The organism is Camelimonas abortus, assembly GCF_042432745.1.
GTDB classification, from domain to species: Bacteria; Pseudomonadota; Alphaproteobacteria; order Rhizobiales; family Beijerinckiaceae; genus Camelimonas; species Camelimonas abortus.
Genome location: NZ_JBHLWR010000006.1, coordinates 2,088,203 through 2,099,657 on the forward strand (window position 1 = coordinate 2,088,203; position 11,455 = coordinate 2,099,657).

General features: G+C 71.6%; 13 protein-coding genes and 1 other RNA gene. All 14 read right to left on the reverse strand.

Annotated features, from left to right (window positions below; all coding sequences use genetic code 11):
* Positions 1-81: 81 nt before the first annotated feature.
* Positions 82-1,236, reverse strand: coding sequence for a cell envelope integrity protein TolA (gene tolA, locus ACFFJB_RS11310; protein ID WP_376831464.1), 1,155 nt, complete (start codon positions 1,234-1,236; stop codon positions 82-84).
* Between the two features lie 8 nt (positions 1,237-1,244).
* Entirely contained in the window at positions 1,245-1,691 is a 447-nt protein-coding gene (locus ACFFJB_RS11315) for an ExbD/TolR family protein (RefSeq protein WP_376831465.1), read from the reverse strand.
* A gap of 29 nt (positions 1,692-1,720) precedes the next feature.
* Positions 1,721-2,434, reverse strand: a complete 714-nt coding sequence (gene tolQ, locus ACFFJB_RS11320) for a protein TolQ (protein WP_376831466.1) — start codon at positions 2,432-2,434, stop codon at positions 1,721-1,723.
* Between the two features lie 370 nt (positions 2,435-2,804).
* The gene (locus ACFFJB_RS11325) at positions 2,805-4,010 is read right to left on the reverse strand and encodes an ABC transporter substrate-binding protein (protein WP_376831467.1); all 1,206 of its coding nucleotides are present in this window, start codon (positions 4,008-4,010) and stop codon (positions 2,805-2,807) included.
* A gap of 337 nt (positions 4,011-4,347) precedes the next feature.
* Complete coding sequence (gene ybgC / locus ACFFJB_RS11330) at positions 4,348-4,803, reverse strand: tol-pal system-associated acyl-CoA thioesterase (RefSeq protein ID WP_376831468.1); 456 nt, start codon at positions 4,801-4,803, stop codon at positions 4,348-4,350.
* Positions 4,800-5,930 (reverse strand): Holliday junction branch migration DNA helicase RuvB, encoded by a 1,131-nt coding sequence (gene ruvB, locus ACFFJB_RS11335; protein ID WP_376831469.1) that lies wholly within the window; start codon positions 5,928-5,930, stop codon positions 4,800-4,802. The genes ybgC and ruvB overlap by 4 nt, the downstream gene beginning before the upstream one ends.
* Before the next feature lie 110 nt (positions 5,931-6,040).
* Positions 6,041-6,664, reverse strand: coding sequence for a Holliday junction branch migration protein RuvA (ruvA, locus tag ACFFJB_RS11340; protein ID WP_376831470.1), 624 nt, complete (start codon positions 6,662-6,664; stop codon positions 6,041-6,043).
* Positions 6,661-7,188 carry a crossover junction endodeoxyribonuclease RuvC gene (gene ruvC / locus ACFFJB_RS11345; protein WP_376831471.1) on the reverse strand — a complete coding sequence of 176 codons (528 nt, stop codon included), beginning with the start codon at positions 7,186-7,188 and terminating at the stop codon, positions 6,661-6,663. The genes ruvA and ruvC overlap by 4 nt, the downstream gene beginning before the upstream one ends.
* A gap of 157 nt (positions 7,189-7,345) precedes the next feature.
* Positions 7,346-8,095 (reverse strand): YebC/PmpR family DNA-binding transcriptional regulator, encoded by a 750-nt coding sequence (locus ACFFJB_RS11350; RefSeq protein WP_376831472.1) that lies wholly within the window; start codon positions 8,093-8,095, stop codon positions 7,346-7,348.
* Positions 8,096-8,357: 262 nt separating this feature from the next.
* Complete coding sequence (locus tag ACFFJB_RS11355) at positions 8,358-9,182, reverse strand: TIGR00282 family metallophosphoesterase (RefSeq protein ID WP_376831473.1); 825 nt, start codon at positions 9,180-9,182, stop codon at positions 8,358-8,360.
* Between the two features lie 193 nt (positions 9,183-9,375).
* A complete protein-coding gene (locus tag ACFFJB_RS11360; protein ID WP_376831474.1) occupies positions 9,376-10,026 on the reverse strand; it encodes a 5-formyltetrahydrofolate cyclo-ligase in 651 nt (216 codons plus the stop codon).
* Positions 10,027-10,125: 99 nt separating this feature from the next.
* Positions 10,126-10,278: non-coding RNA, 6S RNA (gene ssrS, locus ACFFJB_RS11365), on the reverse strand.
* A 211-nt stretch (positions 10,279-10,489) separates the two neighbouring features.
* Positions 10,490-10,912 (reverse strand): cell division protein ZapA, encoded by a 423-nt coding sequence (locus ACFFJB_RS11370; RefSeq protein WP_376831475.1) that lies wholly within the window; start codon positions 10,910-10,912, stop codon positions 10,490-10,492.
* Between the two features lie 2 nt (positions 10,913-10,914).
* Positions 10,915-11,193, reverse strand: coding sequence for a DUF4164 family protein (locus tag ACFFJB_RS11375; protein WP_376831476.1), 279 nt, complete (start codon positions 11,191-11,193; stop codon positions 10,915-10,917).
* Positions 11,194-11,455 lie beyond the last annotated feature (262 nt).

Genomic DNA, 11,455 nt, shown 5'->3' on the forward strand with positions numbered 1-11,455 from the left:
AAACCTGGACTGGCTTTTGCCTGGCCCAGATGGCGAAACGATGTCGCTTCATGCAACTCCCCGTCATCTGGCCGCGACAAATCAGAGGAAATCCGACTGGTCCGCGATAATCCGGAAACTGCGCCAGTCGTTGTAATAGGGGGCGTACTGCGCCGGCACCTGGAAGGGCGCGCACATGCGGATGGCCCGCAGCGTCGCGTCCGCCATGGCGCGGAAGGCCGGGTCAACCGAGCTGTTGAGCAGCGCCGGCGGGCCTGTCAGCGAGCCGTCCGGCGCCAGCTGCATGCGCACCTCCGGCTTCACCTCCGGCGGCGCGCCCACATAGGAGAAGCAGCGGCGCAGCTGCTCCTTGATCAGCGCGCCCAGGGCGTCGCGCTGCGACATGGAGAGTTTCGGCCCGGTCGCCGTCTGCGAACCGGCGGTCGAGCGCGCGCCAGGCTCCGGCGCGCTGGAGCGCTGGCCGGCGCCGCGGCTGGCCAGCAGCCTGCGGATGTCGGTGGGGTTGAAGCTCTCGCCCTCCGGCGCGGGCCGCGCCGCCGGCTTCTCCGCCGGCTTCTGCTGCGGCCTGGTCTCCTCGATCAGCCTGGCCAGATCGCGCCGCGCCGCCGGGTCCGGCTTCGGTCTGGGCTCCGGCCTGGGCTCCGGTCTGGGCTGGGGTTTGGGCTCGGGTTTGGGCTGCGGCTTCGGCGCAGGCTCAGGCGCCGGCTCCGGGCGCTGCGGCGGCAGCGGCGCCGTCTCCTGCTTCGGCGCGGGCTTCGCCTCGGGTTTCGCCTCGGGTTTCGGCTCGGGTTTTGGCTCGGGTTTTGGCTCGGGTTTTGGCTCGGGCTTCGCCTCGGGTTTTGGCTCCGGCTTCGGCGCGGGCTTCGGTTCAGGCCTGGGCTCCGGCTTCTGCGGAGGGGGCGGCGCGTTGTCCTCGGCCACGGCCAGGTCGCGCGGGCGCGACGGCGGCGCCGGCGCATGGCTCTCGACCTCCGCCGGATCCGGCTTCACGTCACGCACCGGCACCACGGCGCTGGCGCGCAGCGCCGGCTTCTCCGCCACCTCGCGCGCGGTCTTCTCGCCGCGGGTGATGGCGCGCAGCTGGTCGTCGGTGATCACCTCGACAGGAATCGCTTCTTCCTGGTCGTCAAAGCGCGGCGCGGACGCCAGCCCGGCGAGCAGCGCCGCCAGCACGGCGGCGTGGCCGGCGGCGGAGACGAGAAAGCCAGGCTCCTTTCTGGACCAGGGCAGCTTCATGACGCGGCTCAGTTCTTCTGGTCAGGCTCGGTGACCAGCGCGACCTTCCTGAACCCGCCGGCGGTGATCAGGCCCATCACCTGGGCGACACGGCCATAGTCCACCTTTTTCGAGCCGCGCAGGTAGATGCGCTCGTCCGGCCCGGCCTTCGCCGCCTCGCGCAGCGCCGGCACGAGGGCGTCGTCGCCGAGCTGGACGTTGTCGATGAAGATGCGGCCCTGGTCGTCCACGGAGACGGTGAGCGGCTTCTGCTCCACGTTCAGCGGCCCGGCCGCGCTCTGCGGCAGGTCCAGCGGCACGCCGGTGGCCATCATCGGCGCGGCCACCATGAACACGATGAGCAGCACCAGCACCACGTCGATGAAGGGGGTCATGTTGATGTCGGCGAAGCCCGCGCCGCGCCGCGCCCCGCGGCGCCTGCGCGCGCCGCCGCCCCCTGCCAGACCCATGCCCATGCAGCGTCTCCCTTCGGTTGCGACGCCCGTCAGCCGGCGCGCCGGTCGTCGATCTGCCGGCTGAGGATGGAGGAGAATTCGTCGGCGAAGCCCTCGAGGCGCGTCTGCACGCGCGCGGCCTCGGCCTGGTAGCGGTTATAGGCGATCACCGCCGGAATGGCGGCGATGAGACCGATGGCGGTGGCGAACAGCGCCTCGGCGATGCCCGGCGCCACCACCGCCAGCGAGGTGTTCTTTGAGGCGGCGATGGCGCGGAACGAGGTCATGATGCCCCACACCGTGCCGAACAGGCCGATGAACGGCGCCGAGGAGCCGATGGTGGCCAGCACCATCAGGCGGCTCTCCACCTTCTCCATCTCGCGCTGGATGGCCACGTCCATCACCTTGTCGATGCGCTGCGGCAGCGAGGCGACGGACCGGGCCGCGCCTTCAAAGGAGCGCCTCCACTCATGCATGGCGGCCACGAACACCGCCGCCATGCCGCTGGGCTCGCCCTGGGCCTCGGCGCGGTAGAGCTCCTCCAGCGACTGGCCGGACCAGAACGCGTCCTCAAACGCGTCCATCTCCGCCTTCGCGCGGCGGAACATCAGCGCCTTGTCGACAATGATCGCCCAACACCACACGGACGCCCCGGCCAGGCCAAGCATCACCAGCTTGACGACCAGATGCGCCTGCCAGAACATGTGCCAGAATGACACTTCCGCCACTGGCGCGGCGGCCTGCGCAACGTCAACGGGATTCATGAAAATTCCTTCCGGCCGGTCTGCGATCCGTGGCGGCCGGCCTGAGACGGGGCCGCGCCCGCCCGGACCGGAAGCCGGCGCCATTTCCTGCCCTGTCCTCACCCGCGAATCTGTCGAAAACTGGGCCGCATCAGGGTGCTGCGATGACGTGTTGCGGCCGTCTCCGCCGGGCCGCACGCATGAAAACCCGTCGTGGTTAACGGCCCCTCAACGGCGCTTCGCCCCGCGCGCTTCTCCCGGCCGGAGGGCCCGGCCGCGCCGCCCTGGCCCGGCGTTCAGGGCGCCTGAACGCAAACGGCCCGCCCGGATGACCGGACGGGCCGCATCGCGACGCAAGGCCCGGGGGGACCGCCCCGGCCCCGGCTGCGCCTTACTCCGCCGACATCTCCTCCAGCACCACCCAGTCATTGCCCTGGAACTGCTGCAGCTGCAGGCGCTTGAACGGCACGTAGTCGTCGGGCGAGGTGTTGTAGGCGAGGCCCGGCAGCAGCGCCGGCGCGCGCACGTTCTTCAGGTTGGTGGCGATGCGCAGGATGTTCTCGCGCGTCAGGTTGTCGCCGGCCTCGCGCAGGATGTGCGCCATCACATGGGCGAACGAATAGGTGACGAAGCCGATTTCGTTGGTCTTGTCCTCATTGGGCAGGTATTTCTCGAGGAATTTCTTGTAGGCGATGACGTCCGGATCATTGGCCCAGCGCGGGCTGGTCATCTGCTTGTAGGGCGTGGCGCCGATGATGCCCTGCACCGTCTCCAGCCCCGCCGCCTCAAGGAACACGCGGCCGGTGGAGGGGCTCACCACCAGGTGCATGGGCTTCCAGTTCAGCTCGTGCACCTTCTTGAAGATCTGCGGCGTGGCCTTGCCTAGGCTGACGTTGAAGAACACGTCGGCGCCGGAGTTCTTCGCCGCCAGCACCTGGCTGTCCATCGTCGGGTCGGTCAGCTCGTAGGTGACCTCCTTGACGATGTTCTTCACCCTGTCGCCGAGTCCCTTCTTGAAGCCGGCGACGTAATCCTTGCCGAAATCGTCGTTCTGGTAGAGGATCGCGATCTTGCCCTCCGGCCTGGCGCGGGCGACGTAGCGGCCGAACACCTCGCCCTCCGTGCCGTAAAGGAAGAAGGCGGGCGTGCTCCAGGGAAATTCCTTCGGCTGGTTCCACTTGTTGGCGCCGGTAGAGACCAGCAGCTGCGGAATCTTGCGCGCGTTGAGATATTTCTGCACCGCCGACTGCGCCGCCGTGCCGCTGGAGCCAAACAGCAGCAGCACGCCCTCCTGCTCCACCAGCTTGCGGGTCTGCTCCACGGTCTTGGGCGGCGAGAAGGCGTCGTCCAGCGAGATCAGGTTGACCTTGCGGCCGTTGATGCCCCCCTGCTCCTCGTTGAGCATGCGGAAATAGGCCACCTCGGTGCGGCCCTGGATGCCGTGCGCCGACAGCGGACCGCTGTAGGGCATGGTCTGGCCGATCCTGATCTCGGTGTCGCTGGCGCCCTGGTCATATTTCTTCCCGGCGTCGGCCAGCGCCGGGCCGGCGCAGACCAGCGCCGCCGCGGCGAGCGCCGCCAGCAGCCTGCGTGACATGGTTTCCTCCCTTGCAGATCTCCGTCTGTCAGGGAGAAGTGTAATCACCTTTGCACGTTCCAGGCACCGCGCCTGACGCATCGCCGCCCGGCGTTCAGGTAATCGCCAGGGGCGGCGCCGGCGCCCCGCCATGCCCCCGCCATGAACCTGGCGCGGGCGACGATGGGGCCGTCAGTCATGGGCGCCGCAATGTCCGTATCCGTCCGGACGCCAGATTCGTCCCCGGGGCCGGACCGCTGGCCAGGGCGTCCCATGGAGCGCGCGCACGGCGCGCGCCGTCGGGGGCGGCGCGCGCTCCGCGTTTTCCGGCGGGGCGCGGAAGAAGGCGGCCGGGGCCTTACGCCGGTTCGCCGCCGAGCAGGGCGCGAATCCCGTCGGGAATGCGCGCCGGCCTGCCGCCGACGATGGCGGCCACGCGCACCTCGGCGGTGAGGATCTCCACGCCGTCGCGCAGGATGCGCTGGTCGATGATCATGGAGGCGCCGCGCATTTCGCGGGTGCGCGTCTCCACCACCAGCACGTCGTCCATCATCGCCGGCAGCTTCCAGTCGATGGTCATGCGGCGCACGGCGAAGAACAGCCCGCCGGCGGCCAGCAGCGCCGACTGGTTGGCGCCCACGGCGCGCAGTGATTCGGTGCGGCCGCGCTCCAGGAAGCGCAGGTAGTTGGCGTGATAGACGATCCCGGAAAAATCCGTGTCTTCGTAATAGACGCGCAGCGTGAGGTAATGCGCCCCATCCCTGACGACGCCGCTGGCCGGTTCGCCGGCGACTTTCTCCGCAGCGGTGCTCATTCTCCCTGTGCCTCCCCGTCAGCATCACGAAACAGCGCGTATTGGGAGCCGCCGCGCGCCGGCTCCGCAAGCCCAAGATGACGGAATGCGTGCGGCGTCAACAGGCGTCCGCGCGGGGTGCGCTGCACGAATCCCTGCTGGATGAGGTAGGGCTCGATGATCTCCTCAATGGCGTCGCGCGGCTCGGAGAGCGCCGCGGCGATGGTCTCCACCCCCACCGGACCGCCGCCGAAAGAGAGCGCGATCAGCCGCAGGTACTTGCGGTCCATCAGGTCGAGGCCGGCGGGATCGACGTCAAGCAGGCTGAGCGCCCGGTCGGCGATCTCGCGCGTCACCGCCGGCGCGTCCGCCACCACGGCGAAGTCCCGCACCCGGCGGAGCAGCCGCCCGGCGATGCGCGGGGTGCCGCGCGAGCGGCGGGCGATCTCGTTGGCCCCCTCGTCGGTCATGCCGACGCCAATCACCCGCGCGCCGCGCTTCACGATCAGCTCGAGCTCCTCCACCGTGTAAAACTGCAGGCGGATGGGGATGCCGAAGCGGTCGCGCAGCGGCGTGGTCAGCAGGCCCTGGCGGGTGGTGGCGCCCACAAGGGTGAATTTCGGCAGGTCGATCTTCACCGAACGGGCGGAGGGGCCTTCGCCGATGATCAGGTCAAGCTGGTAGTCCTCCATCGCCGGATAGAGAATCTCCTCCACCGCCGGATTGAGGCGGTGGATCTCGTCGATGAACAGGACGTCGCGCTCCTCCAGATTGGTGAGCTGGGCGGCGAGATCGCCGGCGCGGGCGATCACCGGGCCCGAGGTGGAGCGGAAATTGACGCCGAGCTCCCGCGCCACGATCTGCGCCAGCGTGGTCTTGCCAAGGCCGGGCGGCCCGACGAACAGCACGTGATCGAGCGCCTCGTTGCGGGCGCGCGCCGCCTGGATGAACACGGCGAGATTGGCCCGCGCCTGGGCCTGGCCGATGAATTCGTCAAGGGCGAGCGGACGGATCGAGGCCTCGATCTCGTCGCCAGTCTCCTCCGCCGCCACCAGACGCTGCGGCGCCGGCGCGGCCCCCCTTCCGGCTCCCCTGCCGGAGCCGCCGCGCCGCCCGCCTGCCCTGCCTGCTCCGTCCGTGCTGCTCATCCTGCTTCCACTTCCGGGGCTTCAGCCTGCGCCCGCCCGTCTTGCTGCGACCGCAGGCGGACCGCCCGCCGTCCCGTGTCCGTCTGTCCGCCGGCGCCGGCCGGCGGCGCTCACGCGCCCTTCGCCAGCTGCTTCAGGCCGAGGCGGATCAGCGTGCGCGCGTCCGCGTCCTCGCCGGCCTCGCGCATGGCCGCGGCCACCGCGCCGGCCGCCTGGGGCTGGCCATAGCCCAGGTTCACCAGGGCGGAGACGGCGTCGGCCGCGGCCCCGCCCTCCCCCGCGCCGGCGGGGGGCGCGGCGAGGCGCGCCGCCGCCATGTCAGTATGGCCGAAGGCCGGGGCCTTGTCCTTCAGCTCGGAAATGATGCGCGCCGCGAGCTTGGGCCCCACCCCCGGGGCGCGGCCCACCGCCGCCCTGTCGCCCATGGCGATGGCCGCGGCGAGGGCCGCCGGATCCAGCGCCGACAGCACCCCGAGCGCCACCCGCGCGCCCACGCCCTGCACGTTCTGCAGCAGGCGGAACCACTCCCGCTCCGCGTCGGTGCGGAAACCGTAGAGGCGGATCATGTCCTCGCGCACGTGGGTCTCGATGGACAGCGCCACCGCCTCGCCCGCGCGCGGCAGGTTCTGCAGCGTGCGCGTGGAGCAGTGCACCATATAGCCGACGCCGTGCACGTCGATGATGGCGTAGTCCTCGCCGACGCTGTCGACCACGCCCTTCAGCCGACCGATCATCGCCCGCCTCCCGCGGCCAGCAGCGCCGCCGCCCGCCGCGCCGCGCCGCGATGCTGGGCGTGGGTGATGGCCACCGCCAGGGCGTCGGCGGCGTCGGCCGACTCGGGCGCGGCCTTCGGCAGCAGCGCCTTCACCATGGCCTCCACCTGATGTTTTCCGGCATGGCCCACGCCCACCACGGTCTTCTTCACCTTGTTGGCGGAGTACTCCGAAACCGGCGCGCCATACAGCGCCGGCGCAAGCAGCGCCACGCCGCGCGCCTGGCCCAGCTTCAGCGTTGACTGGGGATCCCGGTTCACGAAGGTCTCCTCCACCGCCACCTCGTCCGGCGTCCAGGCGCGCAGCACCCCGGCGAGGCCGTCGTGCAACTGCCGCAGCCGCAGGGCGAGACCGTCGGCGTCCGACGAGCGCACGCAGCCGCACGCCACGAAGCTGAGGCGCGTGCCGGTGACGTCGATGACCCCCCAGCCGGTGCGGCGCAGGCCAGGGTCAATGCCGAGGATGCGAATCGTTTCGGTGGCCATGCTGCAATCAGACCGAACAAATTGTGAACATACAGTCAACATCCCACGGCTCCGCGCCCGGCCGGCGCGCGGCGGCGCGATGGCGGCTGTCCGGCCCCGCGCAGCAAAAAGGGCGGCCGCGGGGCCGCCCCTGGTTCGCGCGGCGCGGCGGCGCGCCTCACTCGCCGGAAAACTTCGCCATCAGCGCCTCGGAGAGGTCGAAGTTGCCGTAAACGTTCTGCACGTCGTCGTGGTTGTCGAGGCTGGCGACGAGGCGCAGCACCTTCTCGCCGGTCTCGTCGTCGACGGCGACGGTGTTCTGCGGGCGCCAGGTGAGGGCGGCCTTGCGGGCGTCGCCGAACTTCGCCTCGAGCGCCTTCGCCACCTCGTGCAGGCTCTCGGCCGAGGTGATGATTTCGTGGCCGTCCTCGCTGGAGACGACGTCGTCGGCGCCGGCCTCGATGGCGGCCTCCAGAACGGCGTCCGCGTCGCCGACGCTGGCGTCGAACTCGACCACGCCCACGCGATCGAACATGAACGACACCGCGCCGGTTTCGGCGAGGCTGCCGCCGGCCTTGGTGAAGATGGAGCGCACGTCGGAGGCGGTGCGGTTGCGGTTGTCGGTCAGCGCCTCGACGATGATGGCCACGCCGCCGGGAGCGTAACCCTCGTAGCGGATCTCCTCATAGGCCTCGGAGTCGCCGCCCTGGGCCTTCTTGATGGCGCGCTCGATGTTCTCCTTGGGCATGTTCTCGGCGCGGGCGGCCAGCACCGCGGCGCGCAGGCGCGGGTTCATGGCCGGGTCCGGCAGGCCGAGCTTCGCCGCCACGGTGATTTCGCGCGCCAGCTTGGAGAACAGCTTGGAGCGCGCCGCGTCGGCCTTGCCCTTGCGGTGCATGATGTTCTTGAACTGTGAATGTCCGGCCATGTGACCTCGTCATCCCTTGCGGCCCCGGCCTGGCCGGCGGCCCGTGATCCTGGACGGCATGAGGCGGCGCGCGTGGTCCCGCCAGAACCGCCGGCGCGCCGCCGCGGCGGGAGGCCCCTTCCGGGGAGCTCCGCCGGCGCCGCGCCTGCAGCGCCCTGCCATGCCGGTCTAACGCGGCGCCCTTATAAGACCATGACGGACAGCATGAAAGCGGCGCCGCGCAATCTCCCGGCACGGAAAACAGCCGCGACGCCCGGCCCGGTCACGGCTCCCAGAACGCCGGAACCGATTCCTCAAGGCCCGGGCCAAGCCGCACCGCCGCCACGCGCACGGCGAGGCCGGTGCGCGGATCGGTCTCCACGGCGACGCCGCACAGCGTCGCCGGGCCGGCGGCCGGCTCGAAGCGCGAGCCCGGGGTTTTCTGCAGGAAACGGCGCACCGGCTCGTCCTTCTGCATGCCGATGACGCTGTCATAGTCGCCGCACATGCCGGCGTCGGACATGTAGGCGGTGCCGCCCTGCAGGATGCGGTGATCGGCCGTGGGCGTGTGGGTGTGGGTGCCCACCACCAGCGTCGCGCGGCCGTCGACGAAATGGCCGAACGCCTGCTTCTCGCTGGTGGCCTCGGCGTGGAAGTCGATGACGATGGCGTCGCAGGCCTCGCCCAGCGGGCAGGCGGCCAGCTCGCGCTCGGCCACGGCGAAGGGGTCGTCCAGCGCCTCCATGAACACACGGCCCATCAGGTTCATCACCATGACCCGGCCGCCGGCGGCGGTCTCCACCATGGCGGCGCCGCGCCCGGGCGTGCCGGGCGGAAAATTGGCCGGGCGCACCATGCGCGGCTGGCGCTCGGCGAACACCAGCGCCTCGCGGTTGTCGAAGGCGTGGTTGCCGAGGGTCACCACGTCGGCGCCGGCGTCGAGCAGTTCGGAGCAGATCGCCTCGGTGATGCCGAAGCCGCCGGCGGAATTTTCGCCATTGACCACGACGCAGTCCAGCGACCAGCGCGACCGCAGCTCCGGCAGGCGCTCCGTCACCGCCTCCCGCCCCGCCCGGCCGCAGACATCTCCCAGAAACAGCAAGCGCATGGCCCCTCCGCCCGGCTGGCGGCCGCCCCCCGCCCCGCTCCCGCGGAAGCCCGGGGCGCGGCCGCGCTGACGCCGCGCGCCACAGGCGCGGCGTCCATACCCCAACGCCGGCTGGATAACACGACGCGACGGGCTGGCCTATGTTCCGGAAGCGGCGGCCGCAGATTTTCCTGCCGGACGGCCGGCGCGCCGGCTAGGCGCCGGCGCGCCCCGGCAGCACCAGCTCGCGCTCGGTGACGATGGCGTCGAGCGGCTGGTCGTGCGGCTGGCTGAAGGTGGTCACCCGCTCCTGGGCGGCGAAGGCGAGGGCGACGGCGCGCACGCCCGGCCGGGCGGCGCGCAGGCGCGCCAGCGCCCGGTCAAAATGGCCGGCGCCGTAGCCCAGCCGGCCGCCGTCGCGGTCAAAGGCGAGGCACGGGGTGACCACCAGGTCAGGATCGCGCTCCGGCGCGCCGGCCGTCGGGCCGCGGGTGCCGAAGCCGGCGTCGGCCAGCGGATCGCCCGGACGCCAGACGCGGAAGATGAGCCGCGGATGCGCCACCACCGGCAGGCAGGTGACGTAACCGGCCTGCGCCAGCAGCTCCAGCAGCGGCTGCGGATCGACCTCGGAGCGGATGGGCCAGTAGGCGGAGATGACGGAGACCGGGGCGGCGCCGACGAGACGCGGCAGCAGCTCGTCCATGAAGCGGCGGGCGATGACGCGGGCGTGCTCCGCACGCGCGGCCGGCGCGATCATGTCGCGGCGCAGCCGCGCCTCGTCACGCAGCGCCGCCTTGGCCGCCGCCGGATCCCGCAGTCCGCCCGCGCCGCCCCGGGAGGGCTGGCGTCCGTCAACAACGTTCATGCAGACCCCCGCCTTCGCGACCGGCGAAAGCGGCCGCCCGTGGAGGGCGGCGCCTGCCGCCGCCGGACGGCGACGCCGGTGACGTCAAGGGAAAACCAGCGCGGAGCCACAATGGCCGATGGAGTACGATCCCGGGCGACCTACAGAGTAGGTGGGCGCCGTATGTCCAGGTCCACGGACCTGGCCAGGGACAGCTCCCTTGGGATCGTTAAGGCCCCGGGGAAAAGCTCCTGTCGCGCCTCGCAGCCCCGCTGCCCCATACTTATGCGCGTCCGGCCGCGGATTCCAGTGGCCTGCGGCGCCGGCGGCCCGGTCAGGCCGCGTCGGGGCGCATTCGTGGTGGATTGCGGTGACAGCGCCGGCGCGCGCCCTGGCTGGCCATGAAGGCGCCGCACGGCGGGGCGATGATGCGCCCTGCCCCCGCCGCGCCCTCGCGCGCATGCGCGTCCCGCCGGCGGGCGGCTCAGCCTTCACGCGCCGGGCGGACGGCGAAGGTGGGCGCGGGGCCGGCGTCGCGCCCGGCCGCCGACAGCGGATTGAGCTCGCGCGCCAGCGCCTCGATGCGCTCGCTGACGCGGATCAGCGCCTGGGCGGCCTGGGCCTCCGCCTCCTCGGCGCGCCGTTCGCCGCCCGCCATGGCGACGCGCATGGCGCGCACCTCCGTTTCGGCCTCCTCCAGCCGGCGGCGGGCCTCCACCAGCTCGTCCAGCACGGTGAGGGCGGCCATCACGTGCAGGCGCAGGTCGCCGATCGGCCCGAAGGCCTGCTGCATGTCGGTGACGCGGCGGTCAAATTCGGCGGCGAGGCCGGCCAGATGCTCCTCCTCGCCGTCGCCGCAGGCCATGCGATAAATCTTGCCGGCGATGGTGACGTTGAGCTGCGCCATGGTCAGGCCTCTCCCGGGGCGTCGTCGGCGAGGGCGGCCGTGACGGCGCCGATGGCGCGCTCGACCCGCTCGCCAAGCTCGGCCGATGCGGCCTGCAGTCGCGCAAGCCGGGCCATGGCCCCGTCGAGATCGACGGCCAGCCGCGACCTGTCGTCCTGCATCAGCGACAGTTCGGTCTCCAGGTCAATGGTGCGCCGGTCGGCCTCGGCCCGCCGCGCCGCGGCGGCCTCCAGCGCCGTCAGCGCCGCGTCAAGCCGTTTCAGGGCTTCGTTGAGATTCATGGATGTGCGCCGCGCCCTCGCGAATCCCCGGGGCGCGCCCACGCGCCGCCCCGCCGCCTGTTTATATCCCGCCGCGGGCGCGGCATGCAAAAACGCCGCCCCGACGGGCCGGGCGCGCGGCCCCCGCCAGGTTTTCGCCACGCCGGCGGGCAAGAGTAGCCGGGACGCCGGGCGACGGCGCCCGGTCGCGGGAGTTCCGCGGGAGTTACATTGACTCAGCGGGTCCAGGTGTTATCTAGCCCGCGCGCGGCCTGACTGACTG

Coding starts and splice junctions, on each gene's coding strand:
- ACFFJB_RS11315 (WP_376831465.1), bottom strand. CDS start 1,691: ATGGGCATGGGTCTGGCAGGGGGCGGCGGCGCGCGCAGGCGCCGCGGG.
- ACFFJB_RS11325 (WP_376831467.1), bottom strand. CDS start 4,010: ATGTCACGCAGGCTGCTGGCGGCGCTCGCCGCGGCGGCGCTGGTCTGC.
- tolA (WP_376831464.1), bottom strand. CDS start 1,236: ATGAAGCTGCCCTGGTCCAGAAAGGAGCCTGGCTTTCTCGTCTCCGCC.
- ACFFJB_RS11360 (WP_376831474.1), bottom strand. CDS start 10,026: ATGAACGTTGTTGACGGACGCCAGCCCTCCCGGGGCGGCGCGGGCGGA.
- tolQ (WP_376831466.1), bottom strand. CDS start 2,434: ATGAATCCCGTTGACGTTGCGCAGGCCGCCGCGCCAGTGGCGGAAGTG.
- ybgC (WP_376831468.1), bottom strand. CDS start 4,803: ATGAGCACCGCTGCGGAGAAAGTCGCCGGCGAACCGGCCAGCGGCGTC.
- ruvA (WP_376831470.1), bottom strand. CDS start 6,664: ATGATCGGTCGGCTGAAGGGCGTGGTCGACAGCGTCGGCGAGGACTAC.
- ACFFJB_RS11375 (WP_376831476.1), bottom strand. CDS start 11,193: ATGAATCTCAACGAAGCCCTGAAACGGCTTGACGCGGCGCTGACGGCG.
- ACFFJB_RS11370 (WP_376831475.1), bottom strand. CDS start 10,912: ATGGCGCAGCTCAACGTCACCATCGCCGGCAAGATTTATCGCATGGCC.
- ACFFJB_RS11350 (WP_376831472.1), bottom strand. CDS start 8,095: ATGGCCGGACATTCACAGTTCAAGAACATCATGCACCGCAAGGGCAAG.
- ruvB (WP_376831469.1), bottom strand. CDS start 5,930: ATGAGCAGCACGGACGGAGCAGGCAGGGCAGGCGGGCGGCGCGGCGGC.
- ACFFJB_RS11355 (WP_376831473.1), bottom strand. CDS start 9,182: ATGCGCTTGCTGTTTCTGGGAGATGTCTGCGGCCGGGCGGGGCGGGAG.
- ruvC (WP_376831471.1), bottom strand. CDS start 7,188: ATGGCCACCGAAACGATTCGCATCCTCGGCATTGACCCTGGCCTGCGC.